The organism is Arthrobacter sp. CDRTa11 (assembly GCF_026427775.1).
Lineage (GTDB): Bacteria > Actinomycetota > Actinomycetes > Actinomycetales > Micrococcaceae > Arthrobacter.
In genome coordinates this window covers 3,701,598-3,720,883 of the sequence record NZ_CP044532.1, presented here as the reverse complement: position 1 = coordinate 3,720,883, position 19,286 = coordinate 3,701,598, and the positions used below count along the sequence as shown (strand labels likewise).

The 19,286-nt window shown below is 64.9% G+C and carries 16 protein-coding genes; 11 read left to right on the top strand and 5 right to left on the bottom strand.

The annotated features are described in order from the left end of the window. Positions 1 to 29: 29 nt before the first annotated feature. Positions 30 to 632 carry a dihydrofolate reductase family protein gene (locus F8G81_RS16775; protein ID WP_267275809.1) on the bottom strand — a complete coding sequence of 201 codons (603 nt, stop codon included), beginning with the start codon at positions 630 to 632 and terminating at the stop codon, positions 30 to 32. A gap of 63 nt (positions 633 to 695) precedes the next feature. Between F8G81_RS16775 and F8G81_RS16770 the strand changes: the two genes are divergently transcribed. The 6 genes from F8G81_RS16770 to F8G81_RS16745 all read left to right on the top strand — a co-directional run bounded on the left by F8G81_RS16770 (position 696) and on the right by F8G81_RS16745 (position 11,246). Continuing rightward, on the top strand, positions 696 to 2,219 hold the full coding sequence (locus F8G81_RS16770; RefSeq protein WP_267275808.1) for an ATP-dependent DNA ligase: 1,524 nt from the start codon (positions 696 to 698) through the stop codon (positions 2,217 to 2,219). A gap of 135 nt (positions 2,220 to 2,354) precedes the next feature. Continuing rightward, a complete protein-coding gene (locus F8G81_RS16765; RefSeq protein WP_267275807.1) occupies positions 2,355 to 3,989 on the top strand; it encodes a helix-turn-helix transcriptional regulator in 1,635 nt (544 codons plus the stop codon). A 240-nt stretch (positions 3,990 to 4,229) separates the two neighbouring features. Then, positions 4,230 to 5,339: a flavin-containing monooxygenase gene (locus tag F8G81_RS16760; RefSeq protein WP_267275806.1), complete on the top strand. Its 1,110-nt coding sequence runs from the start codon at positions 4,230 to 4,232 to the stop codon at positions 5,337 to 5,339. A 132-nt stretch (positions 5,340 to 5,471) separates the two neighbouring features. Further along, positions 5,472 to 7,553 carry an acyltransferase family protein gene (locus F8G81_RS16755; RefSeq protein ID WP_267275805.1) on the top strand — a complete coding sequence of 694 codons (2,082 nt, stop codon included), beginning with the start codon at positions 5,472 to 5,474 and terminating at the stop codon, positions 7,551 to 7,553. A 213-nt stretch (positions 7,554 to 7,766) separates the two neighbouring features. Further along, positions 7,767 to 9,278, top strand: coding sequence for an IMP dehydrogenase (guaB, locus tag F8G81_RS16750; protein ID WP_267275804.1), 1,512 nt, complete (start codon positions 7,767 to 7,769; stop codon positions 9,276 to 9,278). A gap of 108 nt (positions 9,279 to 9,386) precedes the next feature. Further along, positions 9,387 to 11,246 carry an ABC transporter ATP-binding protein gene (locus tag F8G81_RS16745; RefSeq protein WP_267275803.1) on the top strand — a complete coding sequence of 620 codons (1,860 nt, stop codon included), beginning with the start codon at positions 9,387 to 9,389 and terminating at the stop codon, positions 11,244 to 11,246. Here F8G81_RS16745 and F8G81_RS16740 read toward each other — a convergent pair. The 4 genes from F8G81_RS16740 to F8G81_RS16725 all read right to left on the bottom strand — a co-directional run bounded on the left by F8G81_RS16740 (position 11,231) and on the right by F8G81_RS16725 (position 14,099). Beyond that, positions 11,231 to 11,878 carry a hypothetical protein gene (locus F8G81_RS16740; RefSeq protein WP_267275802.1) on the bottom strand — a complete coding sequence of 216 codons (648 nt, stop codon included), beginning with the start codon at positions 11,876 to 11,878 and terminating at the stop codon, positions 11,231 to 11,233. The genes F8G81_RS16745 and F8G81_RS16740 overlap by 16 nt on opposite strands. Positions 11,879 to 11,941: 63 nt before the next feature. Next, positions 11,942 to 12,454: a hypothetical protein gene (locus F8G81_RS16735; protein ID WP_267275801.1), complete on the bottom strand. Its 513-nt coding sequence runs from the start codon at positions 12,452 to 12,454 to the stop codon at positions 11,942 to 11,944. After that, positions 12,451 to 13,137, bottom strand: a complete 687-nt coding sequence (locus F8G81_RS16730; RefSeq protein ID WP_267275800.1) for a hypothetical protein — start codon at positions 13,135 to 13,137, stop codon at positions 12,451 to 12,453. Before F8G81_RS16730 ends, F8G81_RS16735 begins: the two co-directional genes overlap by 4 nt. A gap of 50 nt (positions 13,138 to 13,187) precedes the next feature. Further along, complete coding sequence (locus tag F8G81_RS16725) at positions 13,188 to 14,099, bottom strand: WXG100 family type VII secretion target (protein WP_267275799.1); 912 nt, start codon at positions 14,097 to 14,099, stop codon at positions 13,188 to 13,190. Between the two features lie 124 nt (positions 14,100 to 14,223). Between F8G81_RS16725 and F8G81_RS16720 the strand changes: the two genes are divergently transcribed. The 5 genes from F8G81_RS16720 (at position 14,224) to F8G81_RS16700 (ending at position 19,225) form a co-directional block, all read left to right on the top strand. Continuing rightward, positions 14,224 to 15,360 (top strand): GuaB3 family IMP dehydrogenase-related protein, encoded by a 1,137-nt coding sequence (locus tag F8G81_RS16720; protein ID WP_267275798.1) that lies wholly within the window; start codon positions 14,224 to 14,226, stop codon positions 15,358 to 15,360. A gap of 120 nt (positions 15,361 to 15,480) precedes the next feature. Further along, entirely contained in the window at positions 15,481 to 17,217 is a 1,737-nt protein-coding gene (locus F8G81_RS16715; RefSeq protein WP_267275797.1) for a glycerol-3-phosphate dehydrogenase/oxidase, read from the top strand. Positions 17,218 to 17,265: 48 nt separating this feature from the next. Next, complete coding sequence (locus tag F8G81_RS16710) at positions 17,266 to 17,754, top strand: PTS sugar transporter subunit IIA (protein WP_267275796.1); 489 nt, start codon at positions 17,266 to 17,268, stop codon at positions 17,752 to 17,754. An 83-nt stretch (positions 17,755 to 17,837) separates the two neighbouring features. Further along, complete coding sequence (locus F8G81_RS16705) at positions 17,838 to 18,677, top strand: SURF1 family protein (protein WP_267275795.1); 840 nt, start codon at positions 17,838 to 17,840, stop codon at positions 18,675 to 18,677. After that, the gene (locus F8G81_RS16700; RefSeq protein WP_267275794.1) at positions 18,674 to 19,225 is read left to right on the top strand and encodes a DUF3817 domain-containing protein; all 552 of its coding nucleotides are present in this window, start codon (positions 18,674 to 18,676) and stop codon (positions 19,223 to 19,225) included. Before F8G81_RS16705 ends, F8G81_RS16700 begins: the two co-directional genes overlap by 4 nt. The last annotated feature ends 61 nt before the right edge of the window (positions 19,226 to 19,286 follow it).

Here is a 19,286-nt window from a genome sequence, read left to right as displayed (position 1 = left end):
GGGCCGGTTTTTTGTGCTTTCGTTCCAGGCTACGCGGCCGCTATATCCCGGGTCTCGACGTCGCCCGCGCGCTCGTAGACCAGCGACACCGACCCCTTGGGGAATGTCCGCGCCGGCTCGGCAAGGCGGAAAGTGGCGGGAATGGTCCCGGCGTCGAAGAGCCGCTTTCCCTGCCCGAGGGTGACCGGATAGAGCCAGAAATGGAGTCGGTCGATCACGTCCGCAGCCAGCAGTGCTCGGATGAGGACCCCGCTGCCGAACATGTGCACCTGGTCGTACTCCTCACGGAGCCGGCCCGCGGCCGCGGCATCCGGCAGCACAGTGGTGCCCGCCCAGTCTGCAGCGGGCAGCGTGCTGGAGACCACAAACTTGGGCACCTGGTTGAATTTGGTGCCGACGTCGTCGGACTGGTGCGGCCAGAAGGAGGCGAAGATGTCGTAGGTCTTCCGGCCCAGGAGCAGGGCGTCGATGCGGTCGATCTCGGCACCGATGGCTTCGCCGGCCTCGTCATCGGACACCGGGGCCTGCCAGCCGCCGTAGGCGAAGCCGCCTTCAGTGTCCTCTTCGCGGCCGCCGGGCGCCTGGTAGACGCCGTCGAGGGTAATGAACAGGTTCGCGACGATGATTCCCATGCGTACAGTGTGGAACTGCGGTCCGGCGCTGTCCAGAGTGGGCCGGCGTGGCAGACTGGTGCCATGCTGCTCGAAGAGCTCGTGAGGACCACGGATGCTGTCGCGTCCACGCGCTCACGGCTCGCGAAAGTGGAAGCGCTGGCCGACCTGCTGGGCCGGCTCGAGCCATCGGAAATTCCTGCAGCCGTCGGCTTGCTCATCGCCAGGCCGCGTCAGGGGCGCGTGGGGATCGGCTGGCGCGGGATGACAGCAGCCATGGGGGACCCGGCTTCTGAACCGAGCCTTACTGTCGCCGACCTCGATGCCGCACTGGACCGCCTGCTCGTCACAGCAGGTGCCGGATCGGCCGCTGAACGGGCCGCAACCCTCCGGACGCTCACGGCGGCAGCCACCGAGCGTGAGCAGTCCTTCATCGCTGGAGTGCTGCTGGGTGAATTGCGCACCGGTGCGCTCGAGGGGGTGCTGACGGACGCCATTGGCCGAGCCGCGCACCGGCCCGTGGACGCAGTACGCCGCGCGGCGATGCTTTCAGGTGATCTCGGCGGGACCGCGCTCCTGGCGATCACCGGCACGCCCGCCGAGCTTGACGCCGTCGGCCTCGTCGTCGGCCGTCCCGTGCAGCCCATGCTTGCCGCCACTGCGCCCAGCGCCGCAGCGGCGCTTGAGGCCACGGGGGAGGCCTCCGTGGAGTACAAGCTCGACGGCGCCCGCATCCAGGTGCACCGAAAAGGCAATGAGGTGCGCATCTACACACGCACCCTGGCCGACGTGACCCACCGCCTGCCCGAGGTGGTGGACGTGGTGCGCGGACTGCCGGTGAGCGATGTGATCCTGGATGGCGAGACCCTCATGCTCGACGAGGATGGCGGCCCGCGGCCCTTCCAGGAGACCATGTCCCGGTTCGGGGCGGACGCCGTGCGCACCACATTGCTGCATCCGTGGTTCTTCGACGTGCTGCACATCGACGGACGCGATCTGCTTGAGGAGCCGCTGGCAACGCGCATAGCGGTGCTCGAGAACATCGCTCCCGGCTACCGGATCCCGGGGGAAATCACGGCGGATGCCGCGGTTGCCGAGAGAGTTTCCCGCGATGCCCTGGCCGCGGGCCACGAGGGCGTGGTGGTGAAGGCTGTCGGATCCGCCTATGCGGCCGGCAGGCGCGGTTCCAACTGGATCAAGGTGAAGCCCGTCCTCACTTACGACCTGGTGGTACTCGCCTGCGAATGGGGCTCGGGGCGGCGCACCGGGCTGTTGTCCAACCTGCACCTCGGAGCACTGGACCCCGCCGGTGAGTTCGGCGAACCCGGCGGCTACGTGATGGTGGGTAAGACATTCAAGGGCCTCACGGACGAGCTGCTGCGCTGGCAGACCGAGAAGTTCCAGGAGCTCGAGGTGCGGCGCACAGCTGGCACTGTCTGGGTGGAGCCGGTCACCGTCGTCGAAATCGCCATCGACGGCGTGCAAAGTTCCTCGCGCTATCCGGGTGGAATCGCCCTTCGGTTCGCCCGCGTCAAGCGTTACCGCGACGACAAGACCGCCGCAGAGGCCGACACCATCCAGGCCCTGCGAGCACTCCTGCGTTCCTAGCCGCATCAGGTCAGACGAGCCTGGCGACTGCTTGTGCCCCCTCACCAGCGGGCGTACCGTGGCGCTTAACTGCCCTGGCGTCCAGGGTGAGGCTGACGGCACGTGCTGGTTGGGCGGAATCCGAGGAGAGGCCAGATGACGGCTGAAACAGGCATCGACCAAGGCCGGTCCGCGTTCCGCGAGAACCGCTGGACCGAAGCCTTTGAGAACCTCCGCGATGCCGACCAGCACGGCGGGCTGCCGGCGCCGGATCTTGAGCGGCTTGCCACGGCGGAAATCCTGACCGGCAGCATCACCGCAGGGGTGGACACGCTCACCCGCGCCCACGAGGAGTTCCTGGTGGTTGGCGACGTCGAGGGTGCTGTGCGCTGCGCCGGCTGGCTGGCAGTGCACCTGATGAACATCCGGCAAGCGGCGCGCAGCGCCGGCTGGTTGGCGCGGGGCCAACGGCTTGTGAAGGAACTGGCTGAACCGTCCGCCGTCGAAGGTCTCTTGCTGCTCCCGGTGGCGCTGGGCAAGTTGTATGGAGGGGATCCCGCGGGGGCGTTCCAGGTTTTCGCCGAGATCGGGGCGTACGGACAGAGATTCCAGGACAACGACCTTGCCGCGTTGTCGCTGCTTGGCCAGGGCCAGTCAACCATCATGCTCGGCAATGTTGATGAGGGCCTGCGGATGCTGGACGAAGTGATGGTGGCAGTGACGGCCGGGGAAGTCTCGCCCGTTCCCTCCGGCATCAGCTACTGCGCCGTGGTGGGGTACTGCCACCTGACTTTTGACCTCCCACGCGCGCTCGAATGGACCGGCGCGCTGGATCACTGGTGCCGCGGACGTCCTGACATGGTGGCCTTCAGCGGACAGTGCCAGTCCTACCGGGCCGAACTGTTTCAATTGCATGGAGCCTGGGCTGAAGCCCTGAAGGCAGCGTCGGCAGCGCAGGCTTATGCGGTGAAAGGTGATGCCGAAGCGCTCTATGGCGGCTATTACCAGCAGGGCGAAATGGAGCGGCTCACCGGCAAGCTGGACGCCGCTGACGCCTCCTACCGGTTGGCTGCCAAAAGCGGTCACTCTGTCCAGCCTGGCCTTGCCCTCCTCTGCCTGGCCAAGGGAGACCCTGAACAGGCCCAGACCCTGATCCGAAGTGCGGTTGCGGCCTCGCGTCCGGCAATGCGCCGGCGCCTCCTGCCGGCGCTGGTTGAGATCGAGCTTGCAGTTCCGGACCTGGTGGCTGCGCGGAGCGCCTCCGACGAGCTGGAAGCCTTTTCCCTGGAGTGCCCCAAGCCGATGGTCCTTGCCCTCTCCTGGCAGGCCGACGGTGCCGTGTGCCTGGCTGAGGGCAACCCTGAGGGGGCGCTGGTTTCGCTCAGGAACGCCTGGATGGTGTGGCAGGAGCTGGGTGTTCCGTACGAAGCCGCGCGCTGCCGGGTTCTTGCCGCCTCTGCTTGCCGTGCCGTCGGGGACGAGGCATCCGCCCTGATGGATCTGGAGGCGGCGCATGCGGAATTCCTTGAAGTCGGGGCGGCTCCTGCGGCGGCCCGGGCAGCATCGCTCATCCGCGGGATCAACCAGGCAGAGCCGAGCCCGCTGACCCAGCGCGAGGTTGAAGTCCTGCGCCTGGTGGCATCGGGAAAAGCGAATCGTGCCATCGCCGCTGACCTGTTTCTTAGCGAGAAGACAGTGGCCAGGCACCTGAGCAACATCTTCCTGAAGCTGGGACTGTCCTCCCGGACGGCGGCCACCAGGTACGCGTACGAGCACCGGCTGGTCAGCTGAGCGCCATCTGCACATAAATACCCATTCCTGCGTCCGGCAATATTGCATAATTCGCCCGACGCGGCCTGCCTTGGCGCGGCCATAGCCTCAAAGCATGAACCTCCCACGCCGTGCAAAACACCTTGCAAAACCCTCACACCTTGCAAAACCGTCGGCGCTGGTCGCCGCTGGAGGAGGGCAAGGGCAGGGCCTGCGACGTTCAGCTCAAGGAATCATGATCAGCCAAGGAGGAGAGCAGCCATGAGCAAGGACGACATGACGGGAACGGTGCTGGACACACTGATTATTGGCGGTGGCCAGGCAGGCCTTGCCATGGGTTATTACCTGAAAAGGCAAAACCGGAAGTTCCTGATCCTGGATGAGAACCCTCGAACGGGCGACGCCTGGAGACAGCGGTGGGATTCACTCCGCGTCTTTACGCCTGCCAAATATGACGGACTGCCCGGCGCACCGTTCCCGGCGGATCCGCTGTCGTTTCCCCCCAAGGATCAGCTGGCAGACTACCTTGAACGCTACGCTGAGCAGTTCGAACTGCCGGTGCACCACGGCACCCGCGTCGAGCGGCTCTGGCGGGAAGGGGACCGCTACTACGCGGCGTCCAACGGCCGGCGCTGGGAAGCACGGAACGTCGTGGTGGCAACGGGCGCCGAACGCTCACCCAAGGTCCCGGATTTCGCTTTCCGGCTTGACCCCTCCATCGTTCAACTCCATTCCAGCGACTACCGGAATCCGGGTCAGCTCAAGGACGGGCCGGTCCTTGTTGTGGGAGTCGGAAACTCGGGCGCGGAGATCGGCATTGAGGTGTGCAGGACCCACCCCACCCTGGTAGCCGGGAAGGCGGGCGGTGAACTCCCTGTGAAGCATGGCAGGGCAGCGGCCCGTTTTGTCCTGCCCCTGGTCCGGTTTGCGGGGCTGCACGTGCTGAACGTCGCCACGCCCATCGGCCGCAAGGCCATTCCGGGCCTCAAGGCCCACGGGGCGCCGCTGATCAGGACCAAGACCAAGGATCTCGAAGCTGCCGGTGTGCGGTTCGTTCCCCGGGTCACCGGCGTGGACAACGGCCTGCCGGCGCTCGCGGACGGCAACCGGCTGGAGGTTCAGAATGTCATCTGGTGCACTGGTTTCCACGTGGAGTTCAGCTGGATGGATCCGGCCTTGCTCGATAACGGTGGAATGCCCCGGCAGTACCGTGGCGTTGCTTTGGACTCGCCCGGACTGTTCTTCCTGGGGCAGGACTTCATGTTTGCGGCCGCTTCGGCAACATTGCCCGGTGAGTGCCGCGATGCACGTTACCTGGCCGGAAAGATCCCCGTTCCGGTCAGCCGGGAATCCGCCAACGCCTCCATTTGAGCCGCCGTGCCCTGCCCGGCAACCGGGCGGACAGCAGCCGGGTAGGCCCGCCGATAGGTCTGCCCGGATTAGTAACAGGTATGACACATCGGTAAAATGGATGTTTTGGTTACCCGCTGCGAGAGGTTTTTTGTGCCGACTGCGAGAACCGCGCCCACTCCCGGCCGTGGAAATGACGCCACCCCCGACGGGCGGAAACCAACGTTCCGCCCGGAGGTCCAGGGGCTCCGGGCGCTCGCTGTCCTGATGGTGGTGACCTACCACGTGTGGCTGGGGCGGGTCTCCGGCGGCGTGGATATCTTCCTGCTGATCTCCGCGTTCCTCCTGACGCTTTCGTTCGTGCGGAAGGTCGAAGCAGGCAAACCCATGAACCTCATCCGGCACTGGCTGCACCTCTTCAAGAGGCTGCTGCCGGCCGCCGTCGTGGTCCTGCTTGGCATCCTGGCCGGCACCTGGCTGATTTTGCCGCAAAGCCGCTGGCCGGATGTCCTGGACCAGGCCTGGGCCTCCCTGCTCTACCGGCAGAACTGGCTCCTGGCCGACACCGCCGTCGACTACTACGCACAGGACCATTCAGGCGCCAGCCCGCTGCAGCACTTCTGGTCCCTGTCCATCCAGGGCCAGGTCTTCATCCTCTGGCCGCTCATCTTCGCCGGCGCGGCAGTGGCGTGGAAGCTGCTGACACGGTTCCCGGTCCAAGGGATAAGACTCAGCTATAGGCATGTCCTGCTGGTGGCCTTTGGTGGCATCTTTGCAGCCTCCCTCATCTTTTCGATCGACCAGACTTCCAGCAACCAGGCCTACGCCTACTTCGACACGCGCACGCGGCTGTGGGAGTTCGCCCTCGGCTCGCTCCTGGCACTGGGACTTCCGTACCTCAGGCCCGGCAAGGCACTCCGCGTTGTCCTCGGATGGGCCGGCCTTGCCGCCATGGTGTCCGTTGGCCTCGTCCTGACCGTGGACCGTTCCTTCCCAGGGTCCATCGCGCTCTGGCCCACGCTGGCGGCAGCCGCCATCATTGTGGCCGGGAAAAGCGGAAGCCGGTTCGGCGCGGACCGGCTCCTCGCCTGGAAGCCGCTGGTTGCCCTGGGTGACAACTCCTATGCCCTGTACCTGTGGCACTGGCCGGTGCTGGTCCTGGCGCTGGCCGCCGCCGGCATTGAGGCCCCAAGCCTCGGCCAGGGCCTGGGCGTTGTTGCCGCCTCCATTGCGTTGGCGGTGCTGACCACCCGCTTTGTGGAAAAGCCGCTGCGCGAATGGCACTGGCCGCAGAAGCGCTCCTGGCGGACCGCCGTCGTGATTGCCGCCTGCTGTACCCTACTGGCCGGTCCGGTAGCTGTCTGGCAGACCAGCCTGACGGCCGAAGAGGCCGCGGTTGCTGCACAGCCGCGGGAGCTGACTCCCGGTGCCGCGTCCCTGGCGCCCGAAAATGCGGGCAAGCCGACGCCGGAGGCCAGGATCATCCCGGCGCCGGCCGCCATGAAGAACGAATGGGCCGACATCGACGGCCTGTGCACGGACGCCAACGTGCCCTCCGATCCTTTGCTGGCCGGCTGCCTGCAGAACAACTCACCCGAGACCGTAACCAAACGGATCGTTGTGCTGGGGGATTCCCATGCCCAGCAGTACATGGCGGCCCTGGGTCCTATTGCCAGGGATCACGGCTGGGAGGTGGTGACGCTGCTTAAGGGTGACTGCCGCTTCGGCGCCGATTCACCGGAACGGGACGAGGACTGCAACGCCTTCAACAGGGCCAGTGCCGCGTACGTCATGGAGCACAGGCCCGACGCCGTCTTTACCGTCGCATCGCTGACGCACGTTCAAGCTCCCTTCGAAACGGAGGTTCCGGGCTACCTCGACGGCATCCGGCAGTTCACTGACGCAGGCATTGAGGTTGTGGGCGTGCGGGACAACCCCAGGTTCACCATCAACATGCCCGAGTGCGTCCAGAAGAACGGGGCGGCGGCCCCTGAATGCAACGTCCCGGTGAACGAATCCCTGGCCGAGTCCTCGCCGCTGGACGGCTACCGCGGCAAGGTGGACGGGCTCCACCTGATGGACCTGAGCGACTTCGTCTGTGCCGGTGGCAGCTGCCCGGCCGTGGTGGGCAATGTGTATGTGTACAAGGACGATAACCACCTCACCAAGACGTACGTCCAAAGCATGATTCCCATGTTCGAACAGCGCCTCCTGGCCGCTACCGGCTGGACCTGACTTGTTCTTGCCCTTCGTGCCGTTGCTCACATTGCCGCTGTGGAATAGGGGGATCGGCCGCAAGGTTCTAATATTTATTCAACACTTTCTGCACTGAACCCGTGCACCAAGCGCGAGCATCACAACCCTGCACGGACCAGTCCCGTAATGACGGGCTGGTCATCAGCTGCAACCCCTGCCAGCGAAACAATAACCAAGGTAAGAGGCGCACTCATGACCCAGCCTGAACACGATCCTTTCGGCTTTGTCGGCCTGACCTACGATGACGTCCTGCTCCTTCCGGGCCACACCGAGGTCATCCCCTCCGATGCCGACACATCCTCCCGGATTTCCAAGCGCATCACGGTCCAGACCCCGCTGCTGTCCGCTGCGATGGACACTGTCACGGAGTCCCGCATGGCCATCGCCATGGCCCGCCAGGGCGGCCTGGGCGTGGTCCACCGCAACCTCTCCATCCAGGACCAGGCGGACCAGGTGGACCGCGTGAAGCGCAGCGAATCGGGGATGATCACCAACCCGCTGACCATTGGCCCTGAAGCAACACTGGCGGAACTCGACGAGATCTGCTCCCAGTACCGCGTTTCCGGTCTCCCCGTCGTGGACGATGGCATGCGGCTCCTGGGAATCGTCACCAACCGCGATACCCGCTTTGTACCGGAGGCGGATTTCCCGCTGCGGCTCGTCAGCGACGTCATGACCAAGATGCCCTTGGTGACAGGGCACGTGGGCATCAGCAGGGAAGAAGCCTCCCACAAGCTGGCCACCAACAAGATCGAAAAGCTCCCGCTCGTTGACGAGCAGGGCCGGCTCAAGGGCCTCATCACCACGAAGGACTTCACCAAAGCTGAGCAGTACCCGCTGGCCACCAAGGACGAAGAGGGCCGCCTCCGCGTGGGCGCGGCCATCGGCTTCTTCGGTGACGGCTGGGAGCGCGCCATGGCCCTGGTGGACGCCGGGGTGGACGCGTTGTTCGTGGACACCGCCAATGGGCATTCCCAGGGTGTGCTGGACATGATCCGCCGGCTGAAGTCAGATCCGGTAGCGGCGCACGTTGACATCATCGGCGGCCAGGCCGCTACCCGTGAAGGCGCCCAGGCGCTGATCGACGCCGGCGCCGACGGCATCAAGGTGGGCGTGGGCCCCGGCTCCATCTGTACCACCCGCGTGGTGGCCGGCGTTGGCGTCCCGCAGATCACCGCCATCTACGAATCCGCCAAGGCAGCTATCCCGGCCGGCGTTCCGCTGATCGCCGACGGCGGGCTGCAGTACTCGGGCGACATCGGCAAGGCGCTGGTCGCCGGCGCCGACACCGTGATGCTGGGCTCCCTCCTGGCCGGCTGCGACGAATCGCCGGGCGAGCTGATTTTCGTGAACGGCAAGCAGTTCAAGAGCTACCGCGGCATGGGCTCACTGGGCGCGATGCAGTCACGCGGAAAGAACACGTCCTACTCGAAGGACCGCTACTTCCAGGCCGACGTCTCCGGGGACGACAAGCTGATCCCCGAGGGCATCGAAGGCCGGGTGGCCTACCGCGGGCCGCTGGCTTCCGTGGCCTACCAGTTGGTGGGCGGCCTGCGCCAGACCATGTTCTACGTCGGTTCCCCCACCATCCCGGAGCTGAAGGCGCGCGGCAAGTTTGTCCGCATCACCCCGGCTGGACTCAAGGAATCGCACCCGCACGACATCCAGATGACGGTGGAAGCACCCAACTACGGTTCGCGCTGATTTGCCGGCAGGGAATGACCTGACCTGATCTGGCCGGAAAAGGAGGTGGGGAGTTATCCCTGCCTCCTTTTTGCCGCCCGGCGCCTGGTCCGGAACTAGGCTGGGGACATGTCTGAACCACGCCATCCGGCAGAATTGGGGACCAAAAAGGAACCCGCAAGGAAGCTTGCACTTCGGCCCTACGCCCGTGCGGTGGCGCAGGTCCTTCGGGTCAGCTTCCGCGCCTCTCCTGCGGCGGTGGTGATGAAGGTACTGGGGTCGCTGATCTCGGCGCTCCTGCCGCTTGTCACCACGTACTTTGCCGCGCTGACCACCACGGCGCTGGCTGCTGCGTATGCCGGTGACACCGCTGCAGGCCAGCAGGCCATTGTCTACGTCATCATCACGGCGGCCCTGGGGCTGTTCTGGGGTGCGTTCAGCAGCGTGGACCGCTACATCCAGCAGCTCATGAGCTTCAAGGTGGGCGCCATTGTCGGGGACCAGATGTACGAGCGGTTCCTGGCATTGGAGTTCTGGCGTTACGACGACAAGGAAACCGTTGACCTGTACGACCGCGCCAAGCGGTTCTCGGATTCCTATGCCCGCGTGCTGGACCGTATCGCGGCCATCTTCACCCAGCTAGTGTCGGTGATACTCGCGGTGGGTGCCCTCCTGTTGGTCAGCTGGTGGATCGCCGTGATAGTTCTCGTGGCGATTGTGCCCAGCGTCTACCTTCAGTTCAAGCTGTCCAGGGAACAGATCGCCCACTGGAACACCCAGGTGGATTCGCGCCGCCAGCGGCGCATGATCGAGACTAACCTCCTGCGGCCGCAGCACATCGCCGAGATGCGCCTCTACGGCATTGTGGGGTACCTCATGGAGTTCCGGTCACGGCTGCGGGACGCGGACGAGCGCCGGCGCCTGGACTTCCAGAAGCGCTACATTCCCAAGCAGCTGATGGCCGACACCCTGCAGTACGGGGCAGAAGTTGTCTCACTGATCTGGGTGGTGGGCCAGATCATCGCCCGCGCCCAGCCGGTCGGACAGTTCCTGTACGTGCAACAGATCGTCAGCCGGGCGTTGTCCACCGCCAATAACCTGGTCTCCTCGCTCAGCTCGATCGACGAAGACCTTGCAAACCTGAAGGACTATGAGCTGTTCATGGCCCTGCCTGTCCATTCGGACCACTCCCCGCCGCTGCTCCAGGCGCCCAGAGCGGTGGAGTTGCGCGATATCCGCTTCACGTACACCGGAAGTGACATCGAGGTGATACGCGGCATCAGCCTGACCATCCGCGAGGGCCAGCACATCGCCATCGTGGGGGAGAACGGCGCCGGAAAGTCGACGCTGATCCGCATCCTCGCCGGGCTCTACCGGCCGGACACCGGGCAGGTAATGCTCGACGGCGTCGACCTCGCCGCCGTCGACGTCAAGTCCTGGCACCGCCACCTGGCGGTGCTGAGCCAGGAATTCCTGAAGTATGAATTCGCCACGGCTGCGGAGAACATCTACTTTGGCGACGTCGACTCACCCCGGGACGACGGGCGGATCCGCCGGGCAGCGGGCGACGCCGAAGCCCTGGACTTCATCAACAAGCTGCCGAACGGACTGGATAACCACGTCAGCAACTGGATGGAGGATCCACGCGGGCGCAAGGGCAGCGGGCTGTCAGGCGGCCAGTGGCAGCGGCTCGCCATGGCCCGCAACTTCTACCGGAAGGCTTCGTTTATGGTGATGGACGAACCCACCTCCGCCATCGACGCCCTGGCGGAGCACCGGATCTTCACCCGGCTCTTCGCTGACCGCAGCACCACGATCATTGCCATCAGCCACCGGCTCGCCACCATTGAGAAGGCTGACATTGTGTACATGCTGGAGGACGGCGAGATCGTGGAGCAGGGTACGCACAAGGAGTTGGTGGCACTGCGCGGCCGCTACTTCAGGATGTTTGAATCCCAGCTCAGCCTCGACGCTCAGAGCGGGCCATAAGCCGCGTCGCCGTAAGGGGCCCGCCACGTGGCCAGATCCTCTACCACCGCCGCCCGGAGAACAGGGTCGGACCGTACCCTTCGTCTGAAGGACGGGCGGGCACGGCCCATGACCACCGAAGGAACGAGGATGACGGCCACCAGGAACATCACGATTAGCAGATAGGTGCCGATCAGCGCGACGAGCGTGGCCGTTCCCCGGGAAGCAATCCCGGGCAATGCCGAGGCCAGGATCGCACCGATGACGATGGCCAGTCCGGCCACCATCGTGATGCCACCGCGGGCCGAGCCCGGGCCACGGCTGATCAGGAGCCTGTCTGTGTTCGGCAATGTGGCGCGGACCCGCGTCCAGGAAAACAGGCCCAGCAGGGATAAGGTAAGGCCCAGCAGACCCATAACCAGGACCCCGGCAAGGTTGATCGACATGACGGAGACGAAGCCGCCAGCCAGGACCAGGACAGGGCCGCCGCCGATCGCGCTGCTCCAGGCAGCTGCCAGGGCGCCTTGGGTGTCGGCCAGTTGCCGCAACCGGGAAGGGGCATTCGGCGGACTGATCCGGGCCAGTTCCGGGGAGAGCCAGTAATCGAGAGGATGCGCGGGCTGGACTGCGGGGAAAGGAATTGGAACCGTCATGCGGCGTCCTGCGTGGTCATGGCAGCCTTCGTATTCAATCGATGTCCGATACAGGCGGCGGCGCTAGCGGCGTGCAAGCCAGTCAGCGTACAGGCTGTCCCGGTTCAGGTGAAGGTGCCTGGAGTACAGAAGCGCAACAGCGATGGGCACCGGGAACACGGCCAGGAGGGCCAGCACAGGCAAGGCTTCAGGGGATGTTCCCTTCGGGGTGGCAACCATGAGCGCAACCACGATCAGCAACATGCCAATCACCGAGCTGATGGCAACTCCTGGCCCTATCCGGATGTACTGTTCCGTGCGGGCGAGATCCTCTGCAGGGCGGGGAGCTTTACGGGTATAGCGTGGACCCAGTGCTGCGAGCCAGCCGACGCCAGATAATCCCAGTCCCAGGCCTGCCAGGACCAGGCCATCCTCAGGGTTTTGGTCCGTAGCCGCCAGGATGGCTGCCTGCACGGCACCGGGAATGGCGAACACCATGCCCATCCACCAGAACATAAAGACCCGGGCACGCCGGTGGGCATACCCCAAAGCGTGGAGGGGCGACACGGCCGTAACGGAAGGGGCCGGACCGGTCATGCGGCGGCCGAGAGCAACGTCCGGACCGTCGCTCCGGGCTTCTCATCGGCTGCAAGATCGCGGACGCCCAGCTGGCCGTCTTCATCCAGCGGTGCGGATGCCAGCTGCAGGGCACCGGCATCGAGGACCTTGATGTTGGCGATCAGCGGCTTGTCCGAGCCGGCGCGGTACCGCCGGGAAGTGACGATTCCGCCGCCTTCGGCGCTCAGGGCGGCCACCGACTCATCCACCGTCATCTGCACGAAATCCAGCAGGTTCACGTCGTCCCGGAGCGGAAGGCACAAGTACTCGCTCAGGGGCCGCAGGAAGATCGCGGCGCGGCCGGCCGGGGAGTCCACCAGGTAGCTGGGGGAGACGGCTTCGGCCCCGATCCGGGTAACGTCGAACCACTCGGAAGAAGTGCTGAAGATCCGGGCCAGGATCCTTGCCTCGGCGAGCAGTGTGACCTCTTCACCGTTGATCTTCGCCGTGTCCCTGATGTTCAGGGTGCCAACGCCGGCCCGGACGAGATCGTGATCGTCCGGGAGCTCGGCAAGTCCCAGCACGCGGCGTGTCAGGGACGTCCCGGCACCGGGGTCGAAAGCGAGCAGCGCCAGAATCTCATGGCTGGTCATCCGGTAGGCTGCGTCAGGAATTGCGGAGCCGGTATCGGGCGTAGCCTCGTGTCCAGTGGGGTCGGTCATCATTTCCTCATGTCAATTGTTTGCGGGCTAAGGGTTGATCGGGCCATCTCTTAGCCGAATCCGAGCTTACCGCCGACCCATCCGACGGCGTCGCTCACGCCGCTGGCCACATCCTTGACGCCGCCCACAACACCTGCTCCGAAGTCCCAGATTCTCTTCGTGACCGGGACGTCGCCGGAGATCATTCCGAGGAGTCCCCAGCCCAAGGCCGCTCCGCCCAGCACCAGTCCGGCGGGGGCGCCAACAATCGTTCCAGTGGCAACCAGGGCAGCTACGGAAAGACCCCCGCCGATGACGCCGTCCGCGATCCTGAAGGGGTCCTTGCCCTCAATACCGGAAATGACGTCGAGGACTCCGATCGCGCCTCCGAGTACGCCAAGGACCTTGCCGGCGCCCTTCATGAAGTCAAAGAACTTGCTGACTCCGGACTGGACCTGGGCAAGCTCGAGGTTCCAATTGAATTTGTCGGCCACAAACATCAGGGCTGCGGTGATGTCTGAAGCCTTGCCGCCGTCACTGAGTCCGAGTTTCTCCAGAAGCCATTCAATGCCGCCGGGCGCGTGCTCGTAGTTGGGATCGGTGAAGGCATCTCCCCAGTTCCGCCCGGGCCCGGAGCCGTTGCCGGAATCGCCGGAGCCGTTTCCGGGATCGCCGGCGCCGGACGGCGTGGGGGAGGATGCGGCACCGCTGCCCGAGTTGCTGGCCTGGTCCTGCTCGTCCGCGTGCTTCAGCAGCAATTGGGACTGGCTTTCCAGTGACTCCGAGGTCTTGCTGAGCATCGGGCGCAGGGACGAGGTCCATTCGCTGCGGAATCTGTCCCCGTCCGCGCCTTTCCAGGCAGCGGACTGCACCAGTGAATTCACCGTGGATTCCACCGTCTTAAGACGCGACCCGGACTGACCCATGGTTTTCGAAAGTGCCCGGAGCTGCTCGATGTCCGCACCGTAGAGGCCTGGCGCCATATTTTCCCCCAGAGAAATTGTTCGTCAACGGTCCCGCGTTGATCCTGCGATTCAAGCTACGTCATTTCCGCGCCGGCTGCGATGGGGAGCCGTCCCCATCCTGCGCCTGGGATAACCTAGAGCAGTGACTTACGAGATTGAGATCGGCCGTGGCAAGCGTGGGCGTCGAGCCTACTCCCTGGATGACATTGCGATTGTCCCTAACCGTCGTACCCGCGATCCCAAGGACGTTTCCGTCTCGTGGCAGATCGATGCCTACAAGTTCGACATGCCGGTCATCGCCGCCCCCATGGACTCGGCCATGTCCCCGCAGACAGCCATCGCCCTTGGCCGGCTGGGTGGATTGGGCGTGCTGGACCTTGAGGGGCTGTGGACCCGCTACGAGGACCCGCAGCCAGTCCTGGATGAGATCGGCGCCCTGGAGGACGAGACCAACAGCCCCGCCGTGACAGGCCGGATGCAGGAGCTGTACCGCGCCCCCATCCAGCCTGAGCTCATCACCTCGCGCCTCGCCGAGATGAGGGCTGCAGGGGTGACGGTGGCGGGATCACTGACCCCGCAGCGCACCCAGGAGCACTACAAGACGGTAGTGGCTGCCGGCGTCGACATCTTTGTGATCCGCGGAACCACCGTGTCCGCGGAGCACGTTTCAAAGGACCACGAACCGCTGAACCTGAAGCAGTTCATCTATGAACTGGACGTTCCGGTGATTGTGGGCGGCGCGGCCGGCTACACACCGGCACTGCACCTTATGCGCACCGGCGCTGCCGGCGTACTGGTGGGCTTCGGCGGGGGAGCCACCAGCACCACGCGGAGGGCCCTGGGCATCCATTCGCCCATGGCGTCCGCCATCTCCGACGTCGCGGCCGCCCGCCGCGACTACATGGATGAGTCCGGCGGGCGGTACGTCCACGTGATTGCCGACGGCGGAATGGGCAGCTCCGGCGCCATCGTCAAGGCCATCGCCATGGGTGCGGACGCCGTGATGCTGGGCAGCGCACTGGCACGGGCAGAAGAAGCTCCGGGCAAGGGCTGGCACTGGGGCCAGGAAGCCCACCACCTCGAACTCCCGCGCGGGGACCGGGCGAACGTGGGTACCGTAGGGCCCCTCGAAGAAGTTCTCTTTGGGCCCGGCCACCACACCAACGGAACGTCCAACCTGATTGGTGCCTTGCGCCGGTCCATGGCCACCACCGGCTATTCGGACCTGAAGGAATTCCAACGGGTCGACGTCGTGGTGTCACCGTACGCCGGCAACTGAGACCCTGATCCTGCCGCCAAGAGCCAGCAGGCCCGACGCACCCCGTGCCCAGCCTGCGCAAGACTCCTGCAACGAAGTAGTCTGGGTTACTACCTGCACAAGCGGCTATGGAGGCGTTCGATGAAGAGTGGTGCCAACAACGGAGCCCTGGGACCCGCGGCCAGGGAAGCATCGATCGAGCAGCTCAGGGCAACCTCCCAACCGGGCCGTGAGCTGGACATCCTGATCGTGGGTGGCGGGATCGTTGGCACGGGCGCCGCCCTGGACGCAGTGACCCGAGGCCTCACAGTAGGCATCGTGGAGGCCAACGACTGGGCAGCAGGTACGTCCTCCCGGTCTTCCAAGCTGATCCACGGTGGCCTGCGCTACCTCGAAATGCTGGACTTCGCCCTGGTCAAGGAAGCCCTTCACGAACGTGGCCTGCTGTTGACCGAGCTCGCACCGCACCTCGCCCGTCCGGTCCCGTTCCTGTACCCGCTGACCAGGCCCTTCCTGGAACGGCCCTACGTGGGCGCGGGCATCGCCCTGTACGACGCCATGTCCATTTCCGGCGGCCACAGCAGGGGCGTTCCGTTCCATAAGCACCTCACCCGGCGCGGCACCCTCAGGGCTGCCCCCAGCCTCAAAGATGATGCCTTCGTCGGTTCCATCCGCTACTACGACGGCCAGGTCGATGACGCCAAGTACGTGGCCAACCTGATCCGGACGGCCGCCCACTACGGAGCCCATGCTGTGAATCAGATGGCTGTGGTGGATTTCCTGCGTGAAGGCGAACGCGTCGTTGGGGCCAAGGTGGTCAACCACGAAGACAACTCACAGTTCAATATCCGCGCCAAGCAGGTCATCAATGCCACGGGCGTATGGACCGATGAGACCCAGGCGATGGTCACAGAACGCGGACAGCTTAAGGTCCGGGCCTCCAAGGGCATCCACCTGGTGGTACCCCGCGACCGCTTCCAATCCACCGTGGGGCTGATCCTGCGCACGGAGAAGTCCGTGCTTTTTGTCATCCCCTGGGGGCGGCACTGGATCATCGGCACCACGGACACGGACTGGAACCTGGACAAGGCCCATCCGGCTGCCTCCAGCAAGGACATCGACTACATCCTGGAACACGTCAACCGGGTGCTGAAACGGCCGCTGACCCGGGAGGACGTCGAAGGCGTTTATGCCGGGCTCCGCCCCCTGCTGGCAGGGGAAAACGACACTACGGCCAAGCTCTCCCGCGAACACATCGTGGCCCACCCCGTGCCCGGGCTTGTTGTGGTGGCCGGGGGCAAATGGACCACCTACCGGGTGATGGCCAAAGACGCGGTTGACGAGGCCACCCGCACCATGGATGAGCGCGTCCCGCCCAGCTGCACCGAAACTATTCCGCTCCTGGGAGCCAACGGTTTCAAGGCTGCCTGGAACCGCAGGAACCGTACGGCCGAGGAATCCGGGGTGCATGTTGCCCGCGTGGAGCACCTGCTTAACCGGTATGGATCCATGACCCCCGAGGTGCTTTCCATCATCGAGGCAAACCCTGCCCTGGCTGAGCCGCTTCCCGGCGCTGACGACTACCTGCAGGCGGAAGCTGTGTACGCCGCCACCCATGAGGGAGCCCGCCACGTCCATGATGTCCTGACACGCAGGACCAGGATTTCCATTGAATCCTGGGACCGCGGTGTTTCAGCCGTTCCGGTAGTCGCTAAACTGATGGGCGAAGTCCTTGGCTGGAGCGATGCGCAGCGTGAAAGCGAAATCAAGAACTACATTGCACGGGTTGAAGCCGAACGCCTGAGCCAGCAGCAGCCGGATGATATTTCCGCCGACGCCGCCCGCCTGGGTGTGGAGGATATCGTTCCGTTGCGCTGAGGGGCTCCACGCAACACTTTTCTCTCGCCACATTTGAAGGGACACGCCTTGGCGGAACCACTTGACCGGTACGATGCCGAACTCACGACGCCGGACATGGTGATCCTGGAGCTGGAGGCAACGGACAAGGAAGACGCTGCCGCGCAGCTTGCGGAACGGCTTTTTTCGGCCGGGCGGGTCACCGACCTGCCGGGATTCCTCAAGCACGTCAACGCCCGGGAACACCAGCTGGCCACGGGCCTGCCGGGCGGGATCGGGCTCCCGCACGCCCGCAGTGAATTCGTGTCCCGTACGTCAATCGCCATAGGCATCACCAAATACGGGCACGCCTTGGATTTCGGCGCAACCGACGGTCCGGCCACTGTCATCCTCCTGATCGCCACGCCGGCCAGCTCATTCTCCGACCACCTTGAAGTCCTGGCCACACTGGCGCGCTCGCTCTCAAAGGAGTCTTTCCGGGAGTCATTGCGGCGTGCCTACGATCCCGAGGTTATTGCTGAACTCATCAACTCCAGCCTGGTGTTCTTCGACCACTGAGAAGGCAGCCGCGCATTCGGCCAGCAGGACGGGACCACCGCTTCATTTAGTTGTTCTACAGAGGAACGAAGTACGGTTAAGACGTGTGGAAAACTGCCCTTAAGCCCCGATGGATCGCCGGCCTGATCTTTGCGATCGCCGTTTCCGGGGTGTTCGTGCTGCTGAGCCAATGGCAGTTCGGACGGTCCACGCAGCCGGAAACCCCCGTGAATCCTGCCACGGAGAACGTGAAGGCCCTCACGGAGACGCTTCAGCCCGGTACTTTCTTCCATGGCTCGGTGGCGGACCAGATGGTCACGGCAGCAGGCACCTACGATCCTGCCAAACAGGTCCTTGTTCCCGGGCGGCTGTACAACGGTGAATCCGGCTACTGGGTGGTATCGGCCTTCGCCGTCAGCGGCGCCCCCGCACTGACTGGGGTAGCCGCCTCCCCGCAGACCTGGATCCCTGTTGCCCGGGGGTGGGTGGCGGATCCCGCGGATGCTGCAGCGCCGCCGTCGGGAACCCTGGAACTGACCGGACGGCTGCTGCCCTCCGAAGCGCCCCTGCCGGAAACAGCACCCGGTCCCGGGCGGGCCACCGCCGTATCCGTGGCCGAACTCATTAACTACTGGGACGTCAGCAGCTACCCCGGTTTTGTAGCCGCGACGGCGGAAATCTCCAACGGCTCCGACGTCAGTCCGGCTGCGGTAGCCGGACCGCTCAAACCCCTGCGCATCGGGCCGCAGCCGCCGGCCCAGCAGATCAACTGGCTCAACCTCTTCTACTCCCTGGAATGGGTTGTCTTTGCCGGCTTCGCCATCTTCATCTGGTGGCGTTTGGTCAAAGACGACCACCGCCGGGATCTCGAAGACGAATTCGACGACGGCCACCACCATTCGCCAGCATCTTCTGATCAGCTCCAACAAAAGGTACAACCATGATTGAACCCAAACCGGCCAGGCAGGCACAGCCGTCCGAAGGAACCAGCAGTGGCCAGAACAGCAGTGGCCAGAACGGCAGCGCCGCGGGGAAAACCGGCAGGAAGCGCCGCTTCGGCGGTACCGAACCTCAGATCCGCTCCGCACTGAAGTTCTACAAGGTGCTGGCGTACCTCACCGGCGCCATGCTCCTGCTGCTCTGCGCCGAGCTCATTGCACGCTACGCGTTCGGCCAATACCTGTTCGCCGGCGGAACGAATGCTGTGACGGGCGAGCCGTTTGGCCTCGGTTTTGCTGACGCCGAGCCCAAGGGTGTGGTGGGCGGCGTCAACATTTCCGTCACCGTGCTGATCGTCCACGGCTGGATGTACGTGGTGTACCTGATGTCCAACTTCCGCCTGTGGTCCCTGATGCGCTGGCCGTTCGCCAAGCTCATCCTGCTGGCCCTGGGCGGAGTGGTTCCGTTCCTGTCCTTCATCGTGGAGAAGAAGTTCCACGCCGAGGTCGAGGCGGAACTCGCGGACAATCCGCAGGCGCCACAGCGGTACTAGCCCGGAGCTGGCACGCCCAAGGCCGGTAGCCCGGCGCCACTGGCGCGGTGTAGCGGAGCGG